This window comes from uncultured Sphingomonas sp., assembly GCF_964250165.1.
In the GTDB taxonomy this organism is placed as follows: domain Bacteria; phylum Pseudomonadota; class Alphaproteobacteria; order Sphingomonadales; family Sphingomonadaceae; genus Sphingomonas.
Genome location: NZ_CAXUEK010000006.1, coordinates 29,267 through 53,223 on the forward strand (window position 1 = coordinate 29,267; position 23,957 = coordinate 53,223).

The following is a 23,957-nucleotide window of genomic DNA, read 5'->3' on the forward strand; positions in this document are numbered from 1 at the left end:
GTGGCCGCGGTGTCGCCGAAGCGCATGGGCGCGACCTCGGCGTTGGCCAGCCGCAGCACGATCTTGCCCGCCGTCTTGGCCAGCGCCGCGCCGTACAGCGCGTCGGCTCCGACCAGCACGTCGGCCAGACCCCACGCCGCGGCCTGCTCGCCCCCGATCCGCCGCCCGGTCAGCGTCATCAGCAGCGCGCGCTGGCGGCCGATCACCCGCTCCAGCACCGCCGAGATGCCGAAGCCCGGATGGAAGCCGAGCTGCACGAAGTTGGCCACGAACCGGGCCTGCGGCGTCGCCACCCGGAAATCCGCGACCAGCGCCAGCCCCAGCCCCGCGCCGACGGCCGCGCCCTGCACGGCGGCGACCACCGGCTTCCTCACGCCGAACAGCTTCGCCGCCGCGACGTAGAAGGGATTGCGCTCGCCGCCCGCCCCACCGGCCGCGACCGGGTTCCGGTTCGCCAGGTCCGCGCCGGCGCAGAACACCCGCCCCTCGGACCTCAGCAGGATCGCCCGGACGTCGCGCTCGGCGTCCGCGGCGTCGAATGCGGCGCCGATGCCCTCGATCAGCTCCAGGTCCGCGAAGTTGTTGGGCGGCCGGCAGAAGGCGACCATCGCGACATGGCCGTCGCGGGTGGTGGTGACCGTCATACCAGCTGCTCCCTCGTCACCCCGGGCTCGATCCGGAGTCCCGCTGCCTCGACCAGGCGACAGGAAGCGGGAACCGGGCCCAAGCCGGGATGACGGGTAGTGGAACCGCGCCCGCGCCGCTAGACTGGCGTCCAATCCGTTCTTGCGAGACCGAGCCCATGCGCGAAGCCGCCATCGTCGCCACCGCCCGCACCGGCATCGGCCGCGCCTATCGCGGCTATTTCAACGACACGGACGCGCCCGCGCTCGCCGGCCACGTCATGAACGCCGCGGTCGCGCGCGCCGGCATCGATCCCGCCCGCATCGACGACGTGTTCTGGGGCGTCGGCAACGAATGGGGCACGTCGGGCGGCAATGCCGGCCGCATGGCGATCTTCGCCGGTGGGCTGCCCAGGTCCGTCCCCGCCTTCACGCTCGATCGCAAGTGCGGCTCCGGGCTCACTGCCGCGGCGCTAGCGGCGCGGTCGATCATGGCCGGCGACATCGACGTGGCGCTGGCGGGCGGCATGGAGTCGATCAGCCTGACCGTCACCAAGGATGCGCCGCGCTTCCGCAACAACTCGGTGCTGGCGAGGGAACCCGCTGCGGCCATTCCGATGATCGAGACCGCGGAGATCGTCGCCGAGCGTTACGCCATCTCGCGCGCGCGCCAGGACGAATACGGCGCCCAGTCGCAGCAGCGCGCGGCCGCCGCGCTGGCGCGCGGGGCGTTCGACGCCGAGATCGCGCCGATCACGGTCGAAAAGGCGCTGTTCGACAAGGAAGGCAATCGCATTGGCGCGGAGACGATCACCGTCACGCAGGACGAGGGCATCCGCCCCGGCACCACCTATGAGGCATTGGCGGCTCTCAAGACGGTGTGGCCCGGGGGCGAGTTCACCGGGCCCGGCAAGCACATCACCGCCGGCAACGCGAGCCAGCTGTCGGACGGCGCGGCGGCGCAGATCGTCATGGACCGCGCCACTGCCGAGGCCGAGCGCAAGGACATCCTCGGTATCTATCGCGGCTTCCAGGCGGCGGGCTGCGGGCCGGAGGAGATGGGCATCGGGCCGGTCTTCGCGATCCCCAAGCTGCTCGACCGCGCCGGGCTGGTGGTGGCCGACATCGGCCTGTGGGAGCTGAACGAGGCGTTCGCGTCGCAATGCGTCTACTGCCGCGACCAACTCGGCATCGACCCCGACAAGTACAACGTCAACGGCGGCGCCATCGCCGTCGGCCACCCCTTCGGCATGACCGGCAGCCGCCTGATCGGCGCGGTGCTGCTGGAAGGACGACGGCGCGGCGTGCGCTGGGTAGTGGTGAGCATGTGCACCGCCGGCGGCATGGGCGCGGCGGGGTTGTTCGAGCTGGTCTGAGGCGCGGCCGCGACCGCTCCGCTCGCCGAGCGCGGCAGACCAGCTCGGCCGGCGGGCGGCACCCGCCGACCCGTCCGACGGCGGCTTTGCCGTCGTCGGTTGATCGAGAAGGAGAAACGCCATGACCACCCTCATCACCGGCGCGTCGGCCGGCTTGGGCGAAGGCTTCGCCCGCGCGCTCGCCGCCAGGGGAGAGGCCGTGATCCTCACGGCGCGCCGGGCCGATCGGCTGGAGGGGCTCGCCGCCGAGCTCAGGGCGACGCACGGCGTTGCCGTCCACCTCTTCCCTGCCGACCTTGCGGACCCGGCTGCGCCGGCTCAGCTGCTGGCAGACATCGCCGCCGCCGGGCTGACGATCGACCAGCTCATCAACAACGCCGGCTTCGGCGTCCAGGGCGCTTTCGCCGCAGGCGACGCCGCCGGGCAGCTCGGGATGATCGATCTCAACTGCCGCGCGCTGGTCGCGCTCACCCATGGCGTGCTGCCGCAGATGATCGCGCGGCGCGCCGGCGGCGTGCTCAACATCGCTTCCACCGCCGCCTTCCAGCCCGGCCCCTGGCTCGCCGTCTATTACGCCACCAAGGCGTTCGTGCTGTCCTTCTCCGAGGCGATCCACGAGGAGGTGAAGCCGCATGGCGTGCGCGTCGCCGCCCTCTGCCCCGGCCCGACCCGCACCGAGTTCGCCGACGTCGCCGGCATGGGCGAGAGCGCGCTGTTCAAGACCTTTGCCAGCGACGCCGGCGCGGTCGTGAAGGACGGCCTCAAGGCGCTCGCGGCGAACCAGGCGGTGCGCGTGTCCGGCGTCGCCAACGCGCTGATGGCAGAGAGCATCCGCTTCACGCCGCGCTTTCTCGCCCGCCGCCTCGTCGGCTCGCTGCAGCGGACGCGAACCTGACGCGCTCAGTCGGCGAACAGCAGCACGGGCGTCTCCAGCTGCCGCTTGAGCGCCTGGACATAGGAGGCGGCGTCCCAGCCGTCGACGACGCGGTGATCGCAGCTGATCGACAGGTTCATCAGCTTCGCCCGGCGGATGGCGTCCCCGCCCCTCCCGTCATCGACGAAGACCGGCCGCTCGACGATTTTGTTCGGCCCGATGATCGCCACCTCCGGCCGGTTGATGACCGGGGTGGTGGCGATGCCGCCGAGCGGGCCGAGCGAAGTGACGGTGATCGTGCCGCCCTGCAGCTCGTCGGACTTCAGCTTGTTGGCGCGCGCCGCCTCGGCCAGCCGGGCGATCTCGGTCGCGAGCTGCCAGACGTTGCGGTCCTGCGCGTCGCGGATCACCGGCACGGTGAGGCCCGCATCAGTCTGCGTCGCCATCCCGAGATGCACGCGGCCCGAGCGCGTCACCACTCCCGCCTCGTCGTCATAGCGGGCGTTGAGCATCGGAAAGTCGGGCAGCGTGCGGCAGATCGCGACGATCAGGAACGGCAGCAGCGTCAGCTTGGGACGGTCTCCGCGCGCCGTGTTGAGGTCGCCGCGCATCGCCTCCAGCGCGGTCACGTCGATCTCGTCGACATAGGTGAAGTGCGGGATGTGGCGCTTCGCCGCCGCCATGTTTTCGGCGATGCGGCGGCGCATGCCGATGACGCGCACCTGCTCGTCGGGCCGGGCGCGACTGGCGTGCGGGGCGTGATAGCCCTGGCCGGCGCCGTAACGCAGGAAGCCGTCCAGGTCCTGGTGCCGCACGCGATCCCCATCGGCGACCTTCACCTGCGCGAGGTCGACGCCCAGCTCCCTGGCGCGGAGCCGGACGGCAGGGGAGGCGAGGATCTTACGCTCCTCCCCGCTTAGCGGGGAGGGGGACCGCTCGCCCGCTTGGGCGAGTGGTGGAGGGGGTTCCGCATTGGGCGGCTCGCCTGTAACGGAGCCCCCTCCACCACGCCCTTCGGGCGCGGTCCCCCTCCCCGTCCCGGGGAGGATTGCAGCAACCTCTTCCACCCCCGGGTTCTCGGCCTCGACCTGCGCGTCCACCTCGGCTTCAGCCGGCGCGGCGGCCATCTCCGCCTCGTCCTTTCCGGCGGCACCGGTCTCGATCACCACCAGCGCGGCGCCGATCGGCACCTGATCGCCGACCTCGCCCGCGAGCGCCACCACGGTGCCCGACACCGGCGACTCCATTTCCACGGTCGCCTTGTCAGTCATCATGTCGGCGAGGTTCTGGTCCTCCTCCACCCGGTCGCCGATCGCGACATGCCAGGCGACGATCTCGGCTTCGGCGATGCCCTCGCCGATGTCCGGCAGCTTGAAGGTGAAACGCGCCATCCTTAGTCTTTCATCATCTTCTTGAGCGCTTCGCCGATGCGCACGGGTCCCGGGAAATAGGCCCATTCCAGGCTGTGCGGATAGGGCGTGTCGAAGCCCGTCACCCGCTCGATCGGCGCTTCCAGATGGTAGAAGCAGCGCTCCTGCACCAGCGCCGACAGCTCCGCGCCGAAGCCGCTGGTCCGCGTCGCCTCATGGACGATCAGGCAGCGTCCGGTCTTGCGCACCGATGTCTCGATTGCCTCGATGTCGAGCGGCACCAGCGTGCGCAGATCGATGATCTCGGCGTCGACGCCCTGCTCGGCGACGACGCCGGCGACGACATGGACCATTGTGCCGTAGCACAGGATCGTTACCGCCTCGCCCCCGCGGACCACGTTCGCCCGGCCGAGCGGGACCGTGTAATAGCCGGTCGGCACTGCGCCCGCGGGGTGCTTCGACCAGTTCTCCGACGGCCGGTCCCAATGGCCGTTGAATGGGGCGTTGTAAATGCGCTTGGGCTCCAGGAAGAGTACGGGGTCGTTGTCCTCGATCGCCGCGAGCAGCAGGCCCTTGGCGTCGTAGGGCGTCGACGGGATCACCGTCTTGATCCCCGACACGTGCGTGAAGATGCCCTCGGGCGATTGCGAATGCGTCTGCCCGCCGAAGATGCCGCCGCCATAGGGCGAGCGCACGGTGATCGGCGCGGTGAACTCGCCCGCCGAGCGATAGCGCAGCCGCGCCGCCTCGCTCACCAGCTGGTCGAGCGCGGGGTAGATATAGTCGGCGAACTGGATTTCGGGGACGGGACGCAGGCCATAGGCCCCCATCCCGATCGCGACGCCCATGATGCCGATCTCGGTGATCGGCGTGTCGAACACGCGCGTCTTGCCGTGTTTCGCCTGCAGCCCGGCGGTGGCGCGGAACACGCCGCCGAAGAAGCCGACATCCTCGCCCATGACGAGCACGTCGCGATCGCGCGCCATCGCCATGTCGAGCGCCGCGTTGATCGCCTGGATCATGTTCATGCGCGTGGCGGCGGGGGCGTCGACATCCGCTTCTACGTCGGCGCTCACGCAACCTCTCCCGTCATTCCCGCGCAGGCGGGAATCCGTTGTCGCTGCGAGCAGGAGGTGTGCCTGTTACGACGCCTATGGATCCCCGCCTGCGCGGGGATGACGACGCCGCGCGGCAGCGCCGTCACTTCCGCGCCCATGGCCGTCCGCTCGCCTGTTCCTCGTCCAGCATGGTCTGCCGCTGCTCGCGCAGGTGCCAGGGCATCTCTTCGAACACGCCGTCGAACATCGAATCGAGCGGCTGGTGGAGGCCATGACCCAGGATGCCGTTCTTCTCCGCCTCGCGCTGCGCGGCGCGGACCTCCTCGGCCAACTCCTTGTCCTGCGCCGCGTGGCGATCCTCGTCCCACTCACCGAGCACGATCAGGTGATCCTTCAGCCGCCGGACCGGATCGCCGAGCGGCCACGCGTTCGCCTCGCCCGCGGAGCGGTATTGCGAGGGGTCGTCCGACGTCGAATGCCCTTCGGCGCGATAGGTGAAGTGCTCGATCAGCGTCGGCCCCTGATTGGTCCGCGCCCGCTCGGCGGCCCATTGGGTGGCGGCGAAGACCGCAAGTGCATCGTTGCCGTCCACTCGCAGCCCCGCGATGCCATAGCCGATCGCGCGCGCCGCGAAGGTCGTCGCCTCCGCCCCGGCAAATCCCGAAAAGGAGCTGATCGCCCACTGGTTGTTGACGACGTTGAGGATCACCGGCGCGCGATACACCGCGGCGAAGGTGCAGGCGGAGTGAAAGTCCCCCTCCGCGGTCGAACCTTCGCCGCACCAGGTCGCCGCGATCCGCGTATCGCCCTTGGCCGCCGACGCCATCGCCCAACCCACCGCCTGCGGGAATTGCGTGGCGAGGTTGCCCGAGATCGAGAAGAACCCGTAATCCCTGGCCGAATACATGATCGGCAGCTGCTTGCCGCCGAGCTTGTCGCCCTTGTTCGAGTAGATCTGGTTCATCATCTCGACCAGCGAATAGCCGCGCGCGATCAGCAGCCCCTGCTGGCGATAGGAGGGGAAGCACATGTCGTCGCGGTCGAGCGCGAAGGCCTGGGGCACCGCCACCGCCTCCTCGCCCGTCGCCTTCATGTAGAAGCTGGTCTTGCCCTGGCGCTGCGCGCGGAACATGCGCTCGTCGAACGCGCGCAGCAGGGCCATCGCGCGCAGCATGCGGCGCAGCTGGTCGGGCGACAGCTTCGGGTCCCACGGCCCCACCGCGCGGCCGTCCTCGTCCAGCACCCGCACCAGCGTATAGGCCAGATCGGCGAACCCGCGGGGCTCGTCCGCCGTGTCGGGCCGCCGCACGCTGCCGGCGGGCGGCACGTCGACCGCGGCGAAGTCGACCGTGTCGCCGGGCCGGAACTTGGGCTCGGGCACATGCAGCGACAGCGGCGGCAGGTTGGCGCGCGGGTGCGCGTCGGCCATGATCTCTCCTCGGACGGGGGCGAAACGCTCGGCCGCGCTCTTTCGCCCAAAGCGGGCGAATGGCAAGCCTAGAGGCCCACGACCTGCTCGCCCACCACCTGCTCGATCGCGCCGAAGATCGAGTGGCGGCGATCGTCCTCCGCCCAGATGCGTACGGTGTCGCCCGCCTTGAGGAACGGCGTGACGGGCGCGCCGCCGGTGATCGTCTCGACGGTGCGCAGCTCGGCCAGGCACGAATAGCCGACGCCGCCGTCGGCGATCGGCTTGCCCGGCCCGCCGTCCGCGCCGCGGTTCGACACGGTGCCCGAGCCGACGATCGTGCCCGCGCCGAGCGCCCGCGTCCTGGCCGCGTGTGCGATCAGCGTGCCGAAATCGAACGTCATGTCCTCGCCCGCGTCCGCCCGGCCGAAGGGCTGGCCGTTGAGATCGACCATCAGCCGGCGGTGCAGCTTGCCGCCCCGCCACCAGTCGCCCAGCGCATCCGGGGTCACGAACACCGGGGAGAAGGCGCTCGCCGGCTTGGACTGGAAGAAGCCGAAGCCCTTGGCGAGCTCGCCCGGGATCAGGTTGCGCAGGCTGACGTCATTGGTGAGCCCGACCAGCCGGATCGCCGCCAGCGCCCCGTCGCGCGATGCGCCCAACGGGACGTCGCCGGTGACGACCACCACCTCCGCCTCCAGGTCACAGCCCCAGCTCTCGTCGGCGAGCGGGATGGGGTCGCGCGGCCCCAAGAACCCGTCCGAGCCGCCCTGGTACATCAGCGGGTCGTGCCAGAAACTTTCCGGCATCTCGGCCGCGCGCGCCTGCCGCACCAGCGCGACATGGTTCACATAGGCCGAGCCGTCCGCCCATTGATAGGCGCGCGGCAGCGGCGCGGCGGCATCGTGCTCGTGAAAGCGCTCCAGCGGGATCGCCTGGTTGCGCACGTCCGTTGCCAGCGCCTGCAGGTCGGGGACGAGCCGGTCCCACGCGTCCAGCGCCGCCTGCAGCGTCGGCGCGATGTGCCCGGCGTCGGCGTACCAGGCGAGGTCGTCCGACACGACCACCAGTCTGCCGTCGCGCCCGTGCTTCAGGCTGGCGAGTTTCATGCCGTCCTCTCCCGCGTTCCGTCACCCCGGCCTTGTGCCGGGGTCCACCTCGGGTCAAGCGAAGGTCATCATCGTTGAGCTCGCGCTCGAGCGTGGCGTGGATGCCGGCACAAGGCCGGCATAACGGCAGGCACCATAACTCTTGTTCTGTTCGCTTGACGCGAACCCGTCTCCCCCGGCAATCTCCCCCCAAAGGAGTATCCCATGCTCACGCTCGACCAGATCGCCGGCCGTTTCGCCTATACCCCCGACCACGAGGCGTTCCGCCAGACCGTGCGCTCGTTCCTGCAGAAGGAGGGTGTTCCCCACGTCAACGACTGGGAGAAGAACCGCCTCGTGCCGAAGGATTTCTGGCGCAAGGCGGGTGAGATCGGGATGCTGTGCCCGACCGTGCCGGAAGCCTATGGCGGGCTGGGCCTGGATTTCGGCTACAACGCCATCGTCGATGAGGAGATGAGCTATAACGGCGTCCCGGCCGGCTTCTCCCTCCAGTCGGACATCGTCTGCGACTATATCGCGCATTACGGCTCGGAGGAGCAGAAGCGGGAATGGCTGCCCCGCCTCGTCTCCGGCGAGACGATCACCGCCATCGCGATGACGGAGCCCGGCACCGGCAGCGACCTCCAGGCGATCCGCACCACCGCGAAGAAGGACGGCAACCACTACGTCATCGCCGGCTCCAAGACCTACATCACCAACGGCCAGAACGCGGATCTGGTGCTGGTCGTCGCGAAGACCGATCCCGATGCCAGGCCGGCGTACAAGGGCATGTCGATCATCCTGGTCGAGGCCGATCGCGAGGGCTTCCGCCGCGGGCGCAAGCTCGACAAGATTGGCCAGGACGCCGCGGACACCTCCGAGCTGTTCTTCGACGACGTCCGCGTGCCGATCACCAACTGCCTGGGCGAGGAGGGCAAGGGCTTCGTCTACCTGATGAGCCAGCTGCCGCAGGAGCGGCTGTCGATCGCCGTCGGCACCCACGCCTCCGCCCAGCGCGCGTTCGACGACACCGTCGCCTTCACCAAGGACCGCAAGGCGTTCGCGGGCATGGTGTTCGATTTCCAGAACACCCGCTTCGTGTTGGCGGATCTCAAGGCGAAGCTGCAGGTCGGCTGGGCGCATCTCGACTGGGCGATCGCGCGCCACCTGAAGGGCGAGCTGACCAACGAGGAGGGCGCGGCCGCCAAGCTGTGGCACACCGAGCTGCAATGGGAGGTGATGGACAAGTGCCTCCAGCTGCATGGCGGCGCGGGTTATATGAACGAATACCCGATCGCCCGGATGTGGCGCGCGGCGCGGGTGAGCCGGATCTACGGCGGCACGACCGAGATCATGAAGGAGGTCATCGGCCGAAAGCTGTAGGTCACCAGCTCCTCCCCGGGGAGGATTTCAGTGCTTCCCACGCGGCCGCCTCGTCCTCGAAGCGCCGCTCGATCGTGATGCCGAGCACCGCCCCGCCCGCGTCCACCTCGACCGCCCCCTCCCACTCCCACGTCGCATTGCCGGCCAGCGTCACCATGCCATCCTCCGCGGCTGCGGCGCGGACCAGGCCGCCGTGGTTGAAGACGGTCAGCTCGCGCGCCCACGCGCGCCGCCCGGTCAGGCACGCCGCATAGGTCGCCGCCGCCATCGCGCTGCCGCAGCTGTCGGTCAGGCCGACGCCGCGCTCGAAGGTGCGGACGAACAGGTCTTCGCCGCGCGATTCCACGAAGGACACGTTCGCCCGGTTGGGCAGCCAGGCGGGCGCCGCTTCGCAAGCCTCGCCCGCCGCCACGAGCTCGACCTCGTCGATCATATCGACGAAGGCGACCAGATGCGGGTTGGGCATCGCGACTGCGGTGAAGGCGCGCGGCGAGGGCAGCGCCGCGATCGGCCGTTCGATATTCTCGGACCGCCCGACCGCCATCGGCCACCGCGTCACGTCGAGCGACGCCGGCCCGGCCGTCTCGCGCACCGTGTAGACGCCGGGCGCGAGGTCGGGCGCGCGCGCGACCTGCGCCGCGGAGGTCTTCAGCCGCACCGTCGCCGCGTTCAAGCCGAGCCGCGCGAAGCCCATGCGGGCGACGCAGCGCAGCCCGTTCAGGCACTGCTCCGATTCCGAGCCGTCGGCATTGAACATCCGCATCCCGAACGCCGCCCCATTGCGTTCTGGGCCGTCACCGTCGGTCAGCAGCAGCATGCCGTCGCCGCCGACCGGCCCCGCGCGATCGGCCAGCGCCACCGCGATCCGCGCCCAGGCGCGATCGTCCAGCCGCAGCGCGCGCGTGTCGAGCAGCGGGAAATCATTGCCCGAGCCATGGCACTTGACGAGCGGAAGCCGCATCAGCGCGCCCCGCCCGCGGAAGTTGGCCAGGTTGAGCCTGGGTGGCGGGTGAAGCGGGTCATGGCAGGCCATAATGGCTCGCGACGCGGTCGAGCGCCAGCATCAGGACCACCCGCCCCGCGCGCGCCGGCCAGCCGAGCGCCTTCTCCGCCGCCGGCAGACCCTCGCCCGCGCAGACCACGCGCCACAGCACGTCCGCCAGCCCCGGCCCCGCCGCCGCGACGCCCGCGTCGAACCGCCGCTTGGCCGCGATCTGCGCGGTCGAGGGGTCGAGCCCGGTCCCGCCGCCATCGACCCGCGCATCGCCCCAGCGCATCGTCACCCGCGGGCCGAGCGCCGCGCGTTCGTAATCGGCACGCAGCCGCTCGCCCGCCTCCAGCTGCCGCGCGGTGAGCAGGCCGCGCGCGCCGAGCCAGGCGAGCGGCGATTCGCGCAGGTTCACCGTTACGCTCCGCTCGCGCCGCGCCGGCGCGCGCCCCGTCACCCCGTGCGCGTCCAATGCCCGCTCCACCAGTTCCCGCATCGCCGTCGTCTCCTCGTCCGAGTCGCCGGCGCTTGCCATGACGGCGATGATGTAGGACAGGGATGAACCGATCTGGTTGGGAGAGTGCCGCATGATCACCGCCATCAGGGAAGTCCGCCGCGCCAAGGGCATGACGCTGGAGGCGGTCGGGCGCGCCTGCACGCCGCCGACCACCGCGCAGACGATCGGCCGGCTGGAGACGGGGACGCGCACCGTCTCGATCGGCTGGCTGAACCGCATCGCCGCCGCGCTGGGGGTGGAGGCGGCGGATCTGGTGCGGCTGCCCGAGCAGGCCGAGCTGGCCGTCGCCGCGACACTCGACGCCGCGGGCGCGCACGCGGCGCGCCGGGCCGCGACCGCGCCGCCGCCGCGCCCCGCCGCCGGGATGATCGCGATGACGGTGACAGGCGGGGTGGGCGACTATCGCGCCGGCGACACGCTGTGGTGCGAGCGGCTCGCGCCGGCCGACTTCGCCCGTGCGCTCAACCGCGACGTGCTGGTGCCGCGCCCGGCCGGACGCTATCTGTTCGGCCGGCTGCTCGACCGGGACGGCGCCAGGCTGCACCTGCTGCCGATCGGTCCCGGCGCGCGCCAGCAGGTGGTGGTGGACGCGCCCTGGCTGGCGCGCGCGGCGACGCTGGTGCGCGCGCTCTGATCGGGGCATGAGGGCGGCGGACGGGGGAGGCCGACCGGTGCGATTCTGCTTCATGATCCTGGCGCACCATGAGCCGGCGATGCTGGCGCGCCTCGTTGACCGGCTGCAGCACCCGGATGTGTTCTTCGTCGTGCATATTGATGCTCGATCGAACCAGCGACCCTTCCGCACCGCGCTTAGCCGCCATGCCAACCTCCGCTTCATTTCCGATGCCGACACCGGGTGCGGATCAATTACTTCGGCTTCTCGACCGTTCGCGCCATCTTCGCCCTGCTGCATCAAGCATATGCGGGTGGCGCTGATCGCTTCATCTACCTTTCAGGGCAGGATTATCCGGTGAAGGCGGTGAAGATTTGCTGGCCGAAATCGGCAACGACGAAGAAATCATCGCCGTAGACAATCGCTGCGAGCGACAGGGACCGAGCTGGTTCGATCGCTGTGCGTTCGAACCGTTCTTCGGCGATACCAAGCTGTTCAGCGTGCGCGATGGCTACGTGCCACTACGCAAACTGTCCACGGCCGTTGCACGGCTGCTGCCACGGCGGCAGTCGCCGATCCCGGTGTATTACGGGTCCGCTTGGTGGAGTCTCACCCGGGCGGCGGTAACAGAGGTCCTGCGCTTTGCGGCGGACCGTCCGCGAGCAGTCTCGTGGTTCCGACTTTGTCGCGCGCCCGATGAGATGGTGTTCCAGAGCATCCTGAAGCAAACATCCCGCGCATCATTCATCCGCTTCGACGACACGGAGCCCGGCGCGCCGGTGCGCGCGCGGCACCGGGCGGCAACCGCCTATGCCGATTTCACTGCCGACAGTATCGGCTCGCCGCGCGTGCTCGACCTGTCGGATCTTGAGCCTGTTCAGGCCTCGGGCGCTCTCTTCGCGCGGAAGGTGGACCCGATCGAGTCGGCCGGGCTGATGGACGCGCTTGATGCGGCGGCCGGAATTGATCGGCCAGATACCGTCAGCGCAGAAGGTTGACGCGATTTAATTAGGCGGACAGGAAAGTACAGCGCAGCATAGGCTCGGAATCAGGGGAACTACAATGAAGGTCGTGCTTGCCGCGGCGGCCGCCGCCGCTGCCTTTATCTCTGTGCCTGCTCAGGCGGTGACGGCGTACATAGCGCCAGCCTCCGGCGGCTATCTGGTTCCAGCAGCGGAACTGTATCGGTTTGCCCCACCGCCTCAGGGACACCGCTCGGTTACAGCTGCATATACAGCTATGGGCAGTCTCGCCGGTTCACTTTATATGATGGCTTTTCCATCGATGTGGGGACGCTCAGCGGGGTGGTGAACTATACGGTGGGCGGGGGCTCGCACGACGACAATTTCACCTACTCCGGAACGCTCACATTCGGCAGTGGCGGCACCCTCCTGTCGAGCATCCTGACGATCACGGAAGGCGGCGACGATCGCGGAAGGCCGATCTTGACATCCTTCATCCAGCAGGGCCTTTTCTATGCCGTTCCGGTTCGACTGGCGGATGGCACTCTGCTCATTCCGCCCCCGCCCGTGCCCGAACCGGCGAGCTGGACGATGATGATCGCCGGCCTCGGCGCGGTTGGCCTTGCTCTACGTCGCCGGCAGCCGGCCCTTCGGGCGGCGTAGCAGGTCCGCGATGGTGGTGGGCGCTGACGGGTTCGAACCGCCGACATCTTCCGTGTAAAGGAAGCGCTCTACCAGCTGAGCTAAGCGCCCTCCGGACCGAGGCGCGGCCACGCCCGCGCCGGTGCGGCAAAGCCGCACGGGCCGGAGCGGCCGGCAGGTCGGCGTCGCCGATCCTGTCCGACGGGCCGGCGGCTTCGCCGTCGGCATCACCGCCCCTGACATCAACCGGCCCGAATCGCAACCTCACCCGATCGCCAGCCCCGCCCGCCGCAGCGCCGCCAGATAGCCCCGCATCGCCCCCGCCCCGCGCGGCGACAGCGCGACGAAGGCGCGACGGCGGTCCTGCGGGTCGGGGCGGCGCTCCAGCAGCCCGTCGGTCACCAGCCGGTTGAGCCAGCGCAGCGCCGTGGTCGGCGCGACGGCGGCGGCGATGCACAGGCTGGAGATCGAGACGTGCGCGTCCTCCAGCTCGGCGGCGAACAGGTCGAGCAGCATGTCCCAGGCCGGGTCCTCGAACAACCCGGCGCCGAAGAAGCCGTCGCGCAGCCGGCGCGCACGCAGCGCCCCGCGGATCGCCTGCGGATCAGGCGCCGCCTCGGCCGGGCCGGCGTCGAACACCGGGCGGCGATCGGCCAGCGCCGTCTCGCCCTCCGCCGCCGCCAGTCGCGCCAGCACGCCGGCAATGCGGCCGACCTCCTGGCTGAACCGCGCGAGCCGCGTCGCGTCGCCCTCGCGCACCGCCGCGCCCGCCCGGACCAGGGCGGCGGAGGCGGCCAGCGCGGCCACGCACTCGGCCATGTCCGGCTCGCACAGGAACTGCGCGTCGGTCAGGAGCATCGCACCCGCGACCAGATCGAGCTGCGGCAGCGTGCAGGAGACCAGGTCCGCCCGCCCCGCCATCGCCGGCAGCGCGGCGTCGAGCAGGTCATCGTCCACGCCCGCCGTGTCGAGCAGCAGCAGCGCACCCGGCGCGTGCGGGGGCGGCTCGTCCCAGCCGGACGTCGCCGTCACCCGACCGCCCGCGAGCGCCACCGCCTCGGCCAGCGCGCCGTCGCGCCGGCCGACGATCACCGCCGCGAACGCGTCGCCCTGCCCCCAGGCCACCTCAGGCCATGGCCTTGACGATATCGTCGACCATCTTTTTGGCGTCGGCGAGCAGCATCATGGTGTTGTCGCGGTAGAACAGCTCGTTGTCGACGCCCGCATAGCCGACGCCGCCCATCGAGCGCTTGATGAACAGCACGGTCTTCGCCTTTTCGACATCGAGCACGGGCATGCCGTAGATCGGCGACGACTTGTCGGTCTTGGCGGCCGGGTTGGTCACGTCGTTGGCGCCGATCACGAAGGCGACATCGGTCTGCGCGAACTCGCCGTTGATGTCCTCCAGCTCGAACACCTCATCATAGGGCACGTTCGCCTCGGCGAGCAGCACGTTCATGTGCCCGGGCATCCGGCCGGCGACCGGGTGGATCGCGTATTTGACGCGCACGCCATGCTTCTTGAGCTGGTCGCCCATCTCGCGCAGCGCGTGCTGCGCCTGCGCCACCGCCATGCCGTAACCGGGAACGATGATCACCTGCTCGGCCTGGCTCATCAGGAACGCGGCGTCCTCGGCCGAGCCGCGCTTCCACGGCCGGTCGATCGCCGCCGCGTCGCCGCCGCCCGCGACCGCGCCGAAGCCGCCGGCGATAACCGACAGGAACGAGCGGTTCATCGCCCGGCACATGATGTAGGAGAGGATCGCGCCGGACGAGCCGACCAGCGCGCCGGTGATGATCATCGCGCTGTTGTGGAGCGTGAATCCCATCGCGGCCGCCGCCCAGCCCGAATAGCTGTTCAGCATCGACACCACGACCGGCATGTCCGCGCCGCCGATCGGGATGATGAGCAGGAAGCCGATTGCGAACGACAGGACGGTGATCGTCCAGAACACCGCCGGCTGCTGGTCAGTGGTGAAATAGCCGATCAGCAGTACGATCGCGGCGAGCGTGGCGAGGTTGATGAGGTGGCGCCCGGGCAGCAGGATCGGTTTGCCGCCCATGTTGCCGTTCAGCTTCAGGAACGCGATCACCGAGCCGGAGAAGGTGATCGCGCCGATCGCGACGCCCAGCGCCATCTCGACCCGGCTGACCGGGTGGATGACCGCGAAGGGCTGGCCGATCATCGGCACGACGAGGTCGGCAATCCCGAACGCCTGCGGGTTGAGGTACGCCGCCGCCGCGACCAGCACCGCGGCGAGCCCGACCAGGCTGTGGAAGGCGGCGACGAGCTGCGGCATCGCGGTCATCGCGATGCGGCGCGCGGTGACGAGGCCGATGACGGCGCCTAGGGCGATAGCTGCAACTATCTCGGCGAGCGTGCCGACACTTAGTTGATCGACGATCCGGTAAGGTTCAAACTGACCCGGTATCCGGTGGATGTAATCCTGAACCGTCTCGAAAGGCAGGTGCGTGACCAGCGTCGTCCCGACCGCGATAAGCATCCCCGCCATGCCGAAGCGATTGCCGCGCTGGCTGGTCGCAGGGCTCGACAGGCCGCGCAGCGCGAGAATGAAGCATACGCCCGCCACCAGATAGGCGAGCGCGGCCCAGGGGTTGACGGCGGCCTCCACTAAAATCCTCCCCGGAACGGGGAGGGGGACCGCCGCTGCAGGCGGTGGTGGAGGGGGCGCTCGTCCAGGCGCCCCCCTCGTGGCTGAGCCCCCTCCGTCACGCGCTTTGCGCGCGCCACCTCCCCATCCAGGGGAGGATTGCCGAAGCCCATCACCGCCCCTTTTTCTGGTACATCGCCAGCATCCGCGCCGTCACCGCGAAGCCGCCGAAGATGTTGACGCTCGCCAGCGTCACCGCGCCCAACCCCAGCCATTTGGACACAGGCGACCCCGCCGCGGCCCCGGCGATGAGAGCGCCGACGACGATGACGGAGGAGATCGCATTGGTCACCGCCATCAGCGGCGTATGCAGCGCCGGCGTCACCGACCACACGACATAATAGCCGACAAAACAGGCCAGCACGAAAATCGAGAGGATCGAAACGAAGTCCATGCGCTTACCTTCTATCCTCCCCAGCTTGCTGGGGAGGGGGACCACGGCGCCTCTTGGCGCGGTGGGGGAGGGGCGTCGACGCAAGCGCCACGACCGCAGCGGCACCCTGGTCCGCATCACCGAGAATCTCGGTAGCCAGCAGCCGTATGATCTTTAGCCCACGCAAAGCTATGAACGCGTCTCGCGTCGCGTCGCGCACGACCACTTCCGGTTGATCGTGGATTTGCCCATCGACCTCGATGACCAGCTTCACCGCCGCACAGTAGAAATCGGCGACGTAGTCGAGGCCGATCGGATGCTGGCGGCGGAAGCGGATGCCCATCGGCGCACCGCGCAAGTGCTGCCAGGGCAGCCCCTCGGGGTAGCTCATCTTGCGACGGAGCTTGCGGGCGGTCTCCACGATCGGCGGGACGTTCGAGCCGATCGCCCCTCCACCGCCGCGCCGAGGCGCGGCGGTCCCCCTCCCCGTGCCGGGGAGGATCAAAGAGCTAGCCTCGGGTTCACCACCTGGCCGCCCCGCGTCAGGCGGATCGCGTCGCCGATCTCGGCGTCCAGCACCGGGCGGCCCTGTTCCTTGTCCCAGAAGGTGGACAGGAAGTTGTAGAGGTTGCGCGCGAACAGCGCGCTCGCGTCCGCGGCCAGGCGCGAGGGCATGTTGCGGTGGCCGACGATGCGAACGCCGTGCCGCTCGACCACCTCGCCCGGTGCGGCGCCCTCGACATTGCCGCCCTGCTCGATGGCGAGGTCGACGATCACGGAGCCGGGGCGCATGCTCGCCACCTGCGCGTCCGTCACCAGCCGCGGGGCGGGGCGGCCGGGGATCAGCGCGGTGGTGATGACGATGTCCTGCCTGGCGATGTGCGCCGACACCAGCTCGGCCTGCGCGCGCTGATATTCGGGCGAGGTCTCGCCGGCGTAGCCGCCCGCGCCCTCGCCCTCGACCCCCGCTACGCCCTCGACGAACACCGGCTTGGCGCCGAGCGACATGATCTGCTCGCGCGTCGCCGAGCGGACGTCGGTGGCGGAGACCTGCGCGCCCAGCCGTCGCGCGGTCGCGATCGCCTGCAGCCCCGCGACGCCGACGCCCATCACGAACACGCGCGCGGCGCTGATCGTGCCCGCCGCCGTCATCATCATCGGAAAGGCGCGGCCATATTCCGCCGCGGCGTCGAGCACCGCCTTGTAGCCGGCGAGGTTCGATTGCGAGGACAGGATGTCCATCGACTGCGCCCGCGTGATGCGCGGCATCCACTCCATCGCCAGCGCTTCCAGCCCGGCGGCGGCGTAGGCATCGATGCGCGGCCGATCGCCGATCGGGTCGAGCGCCCCGACGATCCACGCCCCCGCGCTCGCACCCGCCAGGCTCGCCGGCTCCGGTCCCTGCACGGCCAACACGATGTCCGCGCCCGCCACCGTCGCCGCGGCGTCGCCCGGCTCGGCACCCGCCGCGCGGTAGGATGCGTCGTCGAACGCGGCGGCCGCGCCCGCGCCCGTCTCCACCGCGACGGTCGCGCCCAGCGCGAGGAGCTTCTTCACCGTCTCCGGCGTCGCCGCGACCCGCTTCTCGCCGTCGGCGCGCTCGCGCAGGACGGCGATCTTCACGCGCGCGAGATCACCCAGATCACCAGCGCCGCAATGATCGCCACCGCCACCGCACCCCATTTCAGCATCGCGATCACGCTGCCGTAGGTCTGCACATGGAAGTCCATGTCGGTCGGGGGAGTGTCGCTGTCGCCGGCCATGCGCCTCTTCCTGAACGGTCCTGGAACCGGCCTTACCCGCCCCGCCCGGTCGCCTCAAGCGCTTAAGCCGGCATTTACCGCCGCCGCGCTAAGCGCCTCGTCGTGCCTGGAGAGATCCGTCCATGACCCGCAACGGCCAACGGCTGCTGCTCCTGATCGACGACGAGCCCGCGCAGCGCCGGCTGGTCGCCGCGCTGGCGGCGCGTCGCGGGTGGCGCGCGATCTTCGCGTCGGACGGCGAGACCGGCGTCGCCATGCTCGGCACGCAGGACGGGATGCAGCTCGACGCGATCCTGCTCGATCACTGGACGCCCGACGCGGACGCCGCGGCCGTCATCGCCGCGCTGCGCGAGCGTCGGCCGGCGCTGCCGATCCTGATGCTGACCGCCAACGGCTCGGTCGCGCAGGCGGTGGCGGCGATGCGCTCGGGCGCGACCGATTTCCTGGTCAAGCCGCTCGCGCCCGAACGGCTGCTCGCGGCGCTGGAACAGGCGGTGGCCGGCACCGCCGCGGGCGAGCTGAGGCCGCTGACCGAGAAGATCCCGGCGCTGCTCGCGTTCGACGAGATCGTCGGCTCCGCGCCCGATTTCCGCGCCGCGCTCGCCATCGCCGCCAAGGCCGCGCGCGCGCGCGTCCCCGTGCTGATCGAGGGCGAAAGCGGCGTCGGCAAGGAGGTGGTGGCGGAGGCCGTCCACGCCGCCTCGCCGCGATCCAAGAAGCCGATGGTGACGGTGAACTGCGGCGCGATCCCCGCCAACCTGGTCGAGTCCGAGCTGTTCGGGCACGAGAAGGGCGCGTTCACCGGCGCGTTCGACCGCAAGATCGGCCGCTTCCAGCAGGCCGAGGGCGGCACCATCTTCCTCGACGAGATCGGGGAGATGCCGCTCGACGCGCAGGTGAAGCTGCTGCGCACGCTGCAGACGGGCGAGGTCCATCCGCTCGGCGCGCGCCACGCGCAGGAGGTCGACGTCCGCGTCATCGCCGCGACCAACAAGCGGCTGCTCGACGAGGTCGAGGCGGGGCGGTTCCGCGAGGACCTCTATTATCGGCTGAACGTGGTGCCGGTGACCATCCCGCCGCTGCGCGAGCGCGCCGGCGACATTCCGGCGCTGGCCCGCCACCTGCTCGCGCGCATCGCCAAGCAGCCCGGCCTGCGTCCGCTCGGCATCACCGACGACGCGCTGCAGATGCTCGGCGAATATGACTGGCCGGGCAATGTCCGCCAGCTCCAGAACGCCCTGTTCCGCGCCGCAGTGCTGTGCGAGGGCGCGGCGCTGACCAGGGCCGACTTCCCGCAGATCGCGAGCCTGGGCGCGCGCCGCCATGCGACGACGCAGGCCGCGATGGCAGGCGGCGTCACGTTGTTCCGCGCCGACGGCAACATGCGCCCGCTGGAAGACATCGAGGCGGACGTGATCCGGCTCGCGATCGGCCATTATCGCGGCCGTATGACCGAGGTCGCGCGGCGGCTGGGGATCGGGCGCTCGACCCTCTATCGCAAGCTCGGCGAGCTGGGGATCGACGCGGCGTAGCGGCAGGCGCGGCCACGCCCGCGGCGGTGCGCGCAGCGTGCCGACCCGTCCGACGGCGGCTTCATCAACGGGCGGGATCGCTCACCACAGCACCCCACGCTCCGGCCGCACCGGCGCGGGCGCGGGATCGCCGATCGCCTGCAGGAGGTCGATCTCGATCGTCCGGCACAAGGCGGTCATCGGCACGTCGTGGACGGTGCCCGCGAAGGGATCGACGAGATCGTCGCCGGTCCGCAGCACCGCCAGGAACATCAGCCCCGCCACCGTCGAGCCGAGCGGGGTCGCGAACCCCAGCGTCTCCACCAGCGCGATCGGCAGCAGCGCGCAGAACAGCTGCGTGAAGAAGGTCGGCAGGAAGCGATACTGATGGGGCAGCGGCGTGTTCTTCAGCCGCTCCATCCCCCCCTGCGCGTTGGCGATGTCGACCAGTCCGCGTTCCATCGCGCATTGCTGGACGGTGTCGAGCCAGCCCCGCCGCACCGCATCGGCGATCCGCCGGCCGGTGCCGTCGAGCAGGCCGTTGGCGGCGTTAGCGCGCGCCAGCGCCGGATGCGCCTCGTCGTCGGACAGGAATCGCAGGACGTCGGCGTCGTGGGGCTGACCGCGCAGGCGGCAGCGCAGCGCATGCACATAGGCGATCTGCCGCAGCACCAGCGTCCGCCGCAGGTCGCGGGCATCGTCTTCGACCAGGAAGTTGGACGCCATGCGTGCCAGGCTGCGCGAGCCGTTGATCATCGCTCCCCACAGCACCCGCCCCTCCCACCAGCGCTGGTAGGACGAGTTGCCGCGAAAGCCGAGGAACAGCGCCAGCGCCGAACCGAACAGGGTGATCGGCAGGTTCGGCGCGTGGAAGGGCAGCAGGTGATAGGCGAGGGCGACGACACAGTCCCAGACGAAGAGCAGCGCCAATGGCCGCCACACCTCCGCCCCGATCTGCCGCAGCCGCGGCGTCGCCTCGACGATCATGCCGGCGGCCTTACCGGCAGACGGCGGGCGTGAACAGCCGCCGCGCGGTGGCGCGGCGCACCGACTGCGGCTACCGCCGACGCCGTGAACGGAGCCGGACGAACGATGCCGCCGGTGATGGCCGGGGCGGGGGTGGGCGCGGCGGCGGTGGCGCTGCTGCTGCTTGCGGGGCTGGCGGTCGACCGCTGGCCGTTCGGGTGGGACCGCGCGATCCTGCTGGGGCTGCGGGCGTGGCATGGCCCGGACTGGCTGCCCGACGCCGCGCGCGACGTGACCGCGCTCGGCAGCGGCACGGTGCTGACGATCGTGGTGGTCGGCGTCGCCGGGCTGCTGCTGGCCCTGGGGCATCGGCTCGCCGCGCTGGCGCTGATCGCCGCGGCGCTCACCGGCAGCTGGGCGGTGGCGCTGCTGAAGCTGCATGTCGCCCGCGCGCGGCCGACGATCGTCGCGCACTGGGCGGTGGTCAATCACCAGAGCTTCCCGAGCGGACACGCCACGTCCAGCGCGGTGATCTACCTGACGCTCGCGGCGCTGGCCGGGCAGGTGACGCCGAGCCGCGGCGCGCGGGCGTATCTGATGGGCGCGGCGATCCTGCTGGTGGGCGCGATCGGGATCAGCCGCGTGTATCTGGGCGTCCACTGGCCGTCGGACGTGCTCGCCGGCTGGAGCTTCGGGACGCTGTGGGCGATCGGCTGGTGGCGGGCGACGGCGGCGATGCGGCGCTCGCTCGCCCGCTAGGCGGTCAGCCGGTGGCGGCGGTCAACGTCGCGCGGACGCCGCGATGCGCGGCGTCGTATTCCAGCACCGCCTGCAGGCTCTGCGCCATCGCGCGGATCAGGCGTGTGCCCAGCCCCGTGCCCTTGGGCCGATCGTCCGGCCCCATGCCGCAGCCGTCGTCCTCCACCGTCAACCGGAAGCGTGCGTCGTCCTGCGCGTCGAGCCGCACGCGCACCTCGCCGCCGCCATGGGGATAGGCGTATTTGCAGGCGTTGGTGACGAGCTCGGTGACGATCACGCCCAGCGACACCGCGCGGTCGGCGGCGAGGCGCACGGGTTCGGCGGCGAGCGCGAGCCGGCGCGGCGCGGCGTCGCTCGACCAGGTCTCGGCGAGCTCGTCGACCAGCGCAGACAGGTATTCCCGCATGTCGACGCTCTCCACGCTTTGCGAGGTGTAGAGCCGGCGATGCACCTGCGCGATCGCCTCGATGCGGCGTTGCGTATCCTGCAGCGCCTGGCGCGCGGCGGGGTCGGCCAGCGCGGAGGATTGCAGCCGCACCATCGCCGATACGAGCTGCAGCGAATTGGCGACGCGGTGGTTGACCTCGCCCAGCAGCGCTTCCAGCCGCGCGTTGCTGGCGCGCAGCTCGGCCTCCGCCTCGGCCTTGGCACGCTCCAGCCCGGCGCGCGCGAGCACGCCCGCGAAGCCGGCGGCGAGCAGATCGAAGAAGTCCTCGCCGATCGTCTTCACGACATAGTCCGCCGCGCCAGCCTTCAACGCCGCGACCGCGATCCGCCCTTCCTCCGAGCCGGTGACATAGACGACCGGCGGCGGCGCGGGCAGCGCGCCGAGCGCCGCCAGCGTCGCCAGCCCGTCCATGCCCGGCATGTAATGATCCACCGCGACCAGGTCGAAGCGCTCGGCCGCGGCCAGCGCCAGCCCCTCGGCTCCGCCCGCCGCCGCCGTCACGCGATAGCCGCGCCGCGCCAGCGCCCGGGCCGCCAGGCGGCGGATGCCGGGATCATCGTCGATGTAGAGGACGTGCGGTTCGGCCAATCGTCAGGCCTCGATCTCGGGCACCTGGATCACCGACAGGAAGAGCCCGAGCTGGCGGATCGCCTGGGCGAAGTTCTCGTAATTGACCGGCTTGGTGATGTAGACGTTGCAGCCCAGATCGTAGCAGCGCTGGATCTCGACCTTGTCGTCAGTGGTCGTCAGCACCACCACCGGCGTGCGACGCAGCGGGCTTCCTTCGGCCTTCACCTTCGTCAGGATGTCGGTGCCGCTCATGTCGGGCAGGTTGAGGTCCAGCAACACGAGCGCCGGGCCGTTCAGTGCCGGACCCTCGGCGGCGTTGAACAGATAGTCCAGCGCGCTCGTGCCGTCGGTGAAATGCCGGATCTCGTTCATGATCCCGGCGCGGCGGATGTTCTTCTCGATCAGCCGGGCATGGCCTTCGTCGTCCTCGATCATGACGATGTTCACGGACTGAGGGTCGTTCACGCGCGGGACTCCTCGAAGATGGCGGGCAGGCTGACCCGGAAGGCCGAGCCTTCGCCCAGCTGCGATTCGACGTCAATCACGCCGCCCAGCCGATACACCAGCGCGCGGACATGGGCGAGGCCGATCCCCTCGCCCGGCTGATCCTGCGGGCCGGAGCGGCGAAACAGGTCGAAGATGCGCTCGTGATCGGCGGGCGCGATGCCGCGGCCGTTGTCGCGCACCGTCAGCAGCACCCGACCGCCCTCGCGCGCGCCGGTGATGGCGATATGGCCCGGGCGGCCGGGCTGGAGATACTTGATCGCATTCTCGATCAGGTTGGCGAGGATCTGCTCGATGGCGATGCGATCGCTGACGAGGTAGGGCAACGGGTGCTGCACCTCCACCGCCGCCCCCCGCGCGTCGATCAAGTGACGGATCGAACCGATCGACGCCTCGGCGATCGCGGCCACGTCCAGCGGCTCCGGCGTGATCACGCGGCGTCCCTCGCGCGACAGGCGCAGGATCGCGTTGATCAGCCGGTCCATGCGCTCGGTGGAGGTGCGGATGAAGCCGATCGCCTCGGGCAGGTCCTCGCTCACCGCGAGCTTCGCCGCCGCCGTGACGATGCCCGGCGCCTCCGCCTCGGCGCGGTCGACCAGCTCGGCAAGCGGCCGCATCGCGCTCGCCAGCTCGCTGGTGAAGCCCATCACGTTGACCAGCGGCGAACGCAGGTCGTGGCTGACGATATAGGCAAAGCGCTGGATTTCCTCATTAGCGCGGCTGAGATCGGCGGTGCGCGCCGCCACCTGCGCTTCCAGCGTCGCGTTGAACGCGCGCAGCCGCTCGCGCGAGGCGCTGATGTCGCGGGCGAAGCGCACCAGCGTCACCGCCGTCGTGCCGCCGAGCAGCAGGAGCAGCACGCCCGCCGCCGCGAGGATCGCGTAGAACACGTGCTGGCTCGATCGCTGGTCGGCGTCGCGGATCGCCAGCAGCCGCCGCTCCTCGGTCAGCATCCGCGCGGCCAGGGCGCGGATCGCCTTGGGTCGCGCATAGGCCGCTTCGGCGATGAAATAGCGGTTCGCCGCTTCGGGCTGACCGATCCGCACGAGCCTCATGCTTTCCGCCCTGGCGGCAAGCAGCGCGGCGATCCGGCGGCGGTAGTCCGCGATGTTGCGCTGCTGGCGCCCGTTATCGGCCGTGAGCCGCGCCAGGCGGTCGATCGCCGGCGCCACCCGGGCCTGGAAGCCGGCATACGCATCGAGGTATCGTTGCTCGTGCGCGAGCAGGTAGCCGCGCCGCGCCGTCTCGCCCTGCTCGACCAGCAGCTGCGCCTGTTCGATCGCCGCCGCCACCGTGAGCGTGTGCGCCACCCGATCGCTGTGGGCGCGCGTGCGATCGGTCGCCAGGGCCGCCGCCACGACGGCGGCGACCAGCAGCGCGAAGCCGAGCGCCATCGCGCCGATCAGGAACCGCCCGATCGACCGCTCCCCCAGCTCCAGCCACCGCGCCGCTCCGGACATGGTCGGCCGCTTAGGCACAAGTCTACCGGA

The 23,957-nt window shown here is 70.5% G+C and carries 26 protein-coding genes and 1 tRNA gene; 9 read left to right on the forward strand and 18 right to left on the reverse strand.

Going from position 1 to position 23,957, the window contains the following annotated elements; all coding sequences use genetic code 11:
* Positions 1-644 (reverse strand): enoyl-CoA hydratase/isomerase family protein (locus tag ACFE64_RS02235; RefSeq protein WP_375390823.1); only part of this gene is annotated, 644 nt, incomplete at its 3' end.
* 158 nt (positions 645-802) lie between these two features.
* Between ACFE64_RS02235 and ACFE64_RS02240 the strand changes: the two genes are divergently transcribed.
* The gene (locus tag ACFE64_RS02240; RefSeq protein WP_375390824.1) at positions 803-1,999 is read left to right on the forward strand and encodes an acetyl-CoA C-acyltransferase; all 1,197 of its coding nucleotides are present in this window, start codon (positions 803-805) and stop codon (positions 1,997-1,999) included.
* Between the two features lie 121 nt (positions 2,000-2,120).
* Entirely contained in the window at positions 2,121-2,894 is a 774-nt protein-coding gene (locus ACFE64_RS02245; RefSeq protein WP_375390825.1) for an SDR family NAD(P)-dependent oxidoreductase, read from the forward strand.
* A gap of 5 nt (positions 2,895-2,899) precedes the next feature.
* On the opposite strand, the gene ACFE64_RS02250 is transcribed toward ACFE64_RS02245, so the two are convergent.
* From ACFE64_RS02250 to ACFE64_RS02265, 4 genes are all read right to left on the reverse strand, one after another.
* Entirely contained in the window at positions 2,900-4,264 is a 1,365-nt protein-coding gene (locus ACFE64_RS02250) for a dihydrolipoamide acetyltransferase family protein (RefSeq protein WP_375390826.1), read from the reverse strand.
* A gap of 2 nt (positions 4,265-4,266) precedes the next feature.
* Positions 4,267-5,271: an alpha-ketoacid dehydrogenase subunit beta gene (locus ACFE64_RS02255; protein ID WP_375390865.1), complete on the reverse strand. Its 1,005-nt coding sequence runs from the start codon at positions 5,269-5,271 to the stop codon at positions 4,267-4,269.
* A gap of 172 nt (positions 5,272-5,443) precedes the next feature.
* Entirely contained in the window at positions 5,444-6,730 is a 1,287-nt protein-coding gene (locus ACFE64_RS02260; protein WP_375390827.1) for a 3-methyl-2-oxobutanoate dehydrogenase (2-methylpropanoyl-transferring) subunit alpha, read from the reverse strand.
* A 68-nt stretch (positions 6,731-6,798) separates the two neighbouring features.
* Entirely contained in the window at positions 6,799-7,818 is a 1,020-nt protein-coding gene (locus ACFE64_RS02265; RefSeq protein WP_375390828.1) for a fumarylacetoacetate hydrolase family protein, read from the reverse strand.
* A gap of 204 nt (positions 7,819-8,022) precedes the next feature.
* Here ACFE64_RS02265 and ACFE64_RS02270 point away from each other — a divergent pair, with 204 nt between their 5' ends.
* Positions 8,023-9,180 carry an acyl-CoA dehydrogenase family protein gene (locus ACFE64_RS02270; protein WP_375390829.1) on the forward strand — a complete coding sequence of 386 codons (1,158 nt, stop codon included), beginning with the start codon at positions 8,023-8,025 and terminating at the stop codon, positions 9,178-9,180.
* 1 nt (position 9,181) lies between these two features.
* Here the strand turns inward: ACFE64_RS02270 and dapF are convergent, their stop codons facing one another.
* Entirely contained in the window at positions 9,182-10,141 is a 960-nt protein-coding gene (gene dapF, locus ACFE64_RS02275; RefSeq protein WP_375390830.1) for a diaminopimelate epimerase, read from the reverse strand.
* A gap of 58 nt (positions 10,142-10,199) precedes the next feature.
* Positions 10,200-10,664: a DUF6456 domain-containing protein gene (locus ACFE64_RS02280; protein WP_375390866.1), complete on the reverse strand. Its 465-nt coding sequence runs from the start codon at positions 10,662-10,664 to the stop codon at positions 10,200-10,202.
* A 91-nt stretch (positions 10,665-10,755) separates the two neighbouring features.
* On the opposite strand from ACFE64_RS02280, the gene ACFE64_RS02285 reads away from it, so the two are divergent.
* The 4 genes from ACFE64_RS02285 to ACFE64_RS02300 all read left to right on the forward strand — a co-directional run bounded on the left by ACFE64_RS02285 (position 10,756) and on the right by ACFE64_RS02300 (position 12,923).
* Positions 10,756-11,319, forward strand: coding sequence for a helix-turn-helix domain-containing protein (locus ACFE64_RS02285; RefSeq protein ID WP_375390831.1), 564 nt, complete (start codon positions 10,756-10,758; stop codon positions 11,317-11,319).
* A gap of 52 nt (positions 11,320-11,371) precedes the next feature.
* On the forward strand, positions 11,372-11,659 hold the full coding sequence (locus tag ACFE64_RS02290; RefSeq protein WP_375390832.1) for a hypothetical protein: 288 nt from the start codon (positions 11,372-11,374) through the stop codon (positions 11,657-11,659).
* A 13-nt stretch (positions 11,660-11,672) separates the two neighbouring features.
* Complete coding sequence (locus tag ACFE64_RS02295; protein WP_375390833.1) at positions 11,673-12,296, forward strand: hypothetical protein; 624 nt, start codon at positions 11,673-11,675, stop codon at positions 12,294-12,296.
* 309 nt (positions 12,297-12,605) lie between these two features.
* On the forward strand, positions 12,606-12,923 hold the full coding sequence (locus tag ACFE64_RS02300; protein WP_375390834.1) for a PEPxxWA-CTERM sorting domain-containing protein: 318 nt from the start codon (positions 12,606-12,608) through the stop codon (positions 12,921-12,923).
* Positions 12,924-12,937: 14 nt separating this feature from the next.
* On the opposite strand, the gene ACFE64_RS02305 is transcribed toward ACFE64_RS02300, so the two are convergent.
* From ACFE64_RS02305 to ACFE64_RS02335, 7 genes are all read right to left on the reverse strand, one after another.
* Positions 12,938-13,013: transfer RNA gene (locus tag ACFE64_RS02305), tRNA-Val, on the reverse strand.
* A 153-nt stretch (positions 13,014-13,166) separates the two neighbouring features.
* Positions 13,167-14,027 (reverse strand): MarR family transcriptional regulator, encoded by an 861-nt coding sequence (locus tag ACFE64_RS02310; RefSeq protein WP_375390835.1) that lies wholly within the window; start codon positions 14,025-14,027, stop codon positions 13,167-13,169.
* Between the two features lies 1 nt (position 14,028).
* Positions 14,029-15,534, reverse strand: a complete 1,506-nt coding sequence (locus ACFE64_RS02315; RefSeq protein ID WP_375390836.1) for an NAD(P)(+) transhydrogenase (Re/Si-specific) subunit beta — start codon at positions 15,532-15,534, stop codon at positions 14,029-14,031.
* 151 nt (positions 15,535-15,685) lie between these two features.
* Positions 15,686-15,967 (reverse strand): proton-translocating transhydrogenase family protein, encoded by a 282-nt coding sequence (locus tag ACFE64_RS02320; protein ID WP_375390837.1) that lies wholly within the window; start codon positions 15,965-15,967, stop codon positions 15,686-15,688.
* A 4-nt stretch (positions 15,968-15,971) separates the two neighbouring features.
* Entirely contained in the window at positions 15,972-16,367 is a 396-nt protein-coding gene (locus ACFE64_RS02325; protein WP_375390867.1) for an endonuclease domain-containing protein, read from the reverse strand.
* Positions 16,368-16,447: 80 nt separating this feature from the next.
* The gene (locus tag ACFE64_RS02330; RefSeq protein ID WP_375390838.1) at positions 16,448-17,569 is read right to left on the reverse strand and encodes an NAD(P) transhydrogenase subunit alpha; all 1,122 of its coding nucleotides are present in this window, start codon (positions 17,567-17,569) and stop codon (positions 16,448-16,450) included.
* Positions 17,566-17,709 (reverse strand): aa3-type cytochrome c oxidase subunit IV, encoded by a 144-nt coding sequence (locus ACFE64_RS02335; protein WP_375390839.1) that lies wholly within the window; start codon positions 17,707-17,709, stop codon positions 17,566-17,568. Before ACFE64_RS02335 ends, ACFE64_RS02330 begins: the two co-directional genes overlap by 4 nt.
* 122 nt (positions 17,710-17,831) lie before the next feature.
* On the opposite strand from ACFE64_RS02335, the gene ACFE64_RS02340 reads away from it, so the two are divergent.
* Positions 17,832-19,241, forward strand: a complete 1,410-nt coding sequence (locus ACFE64_RS02340) for a sigma-54-dependent transcriptional regulator (protein ID WP_375390840.1) — start codon at positions 17,832-17,834, stop codon at positions 19,239-19,241.
* 81 nt (positions 19,242-19,322) lie between these two features.
* On the opposite strand, the gene ACFE64_RS02345 is transcribed toward ACFE64_RS02340, so the two are convergent.
* Positions 19,323-20,207, reverse strand: a complete 885-nt coding sequence (locus ACFE64_RS02345) for a bestrophin family protein (protein WP_375390841.1) — start codon at positions 20,205-20,207, stop codon at positions 19,323-19,325.
* Positions 20,208-20,312: 105 nt separating this feature from the next.
* Here ACFE64_RS02345 and ACFE64_RS02350 point away from each other — a divergent pair, with 105 nt between their 5' ends.
* Positions 20,313-20,945: a phosphatase PAP2 family protein gene (locus tag ACFE64_RS02350; RefSeq protein WP_375390842.1), complete on the forward strand. Its 633-nt coding sequence runs from the start codon at positions 20,313-20,315 to the stop codon at positions 20,943-20,945.
* A 4-nt stretch (positions 20,946-20,949) separates the two neighbouring features.
* Here ACFE64_RS02350 and ACFE64_RS02355 read toward each other — a convergent pair whose 3' ends face one another.
* From ACFE64_RS02355 to ACFE64_RS02365, 3 genes are read right to left on the reverse strand one after another with little or no spacing between them, the layout of a single operon-like run.
* A complete protein-coding gene (locus tag ACFE64_RS02355; RefSeq protein ID WP_375390843.1) occupies positions 20,950-21,981 on the reverse strand; it encodes a histidine kinase dimerization/phosphoacceptor domain -containing protein in 1,032 nt (343 codons plus the stop codon).
* 3 nt (positions 21,982-21,984) lie between these two features.
* Positions 21,985-22,428 (reverse strand): response regulator, encoded by a 444-nt coding sequence (locus ACFE64_RS02360; protein ID WP_375390844.1) that lies wholly within the window; start codon positions 22,426-22,428, stop codon positions 21,985-21,987.
* Positions 22,425-23,927, reverse strand: coding sequence for an ATP-binding protein (locus ACFE64_RS02365; protein ID WP_375390845.1), 1,503 nt, complete (start codon positions 23,925-23,927; stop codon positions 22,425-22,427). The genes ACFE64_RS02360 and ACFE64_RS02365 overlap by 4 nt, the downstream gene beginning before the upstream one ends.
* Positions 23,928-23,957 lie beyond the last annotated feature (30 nt).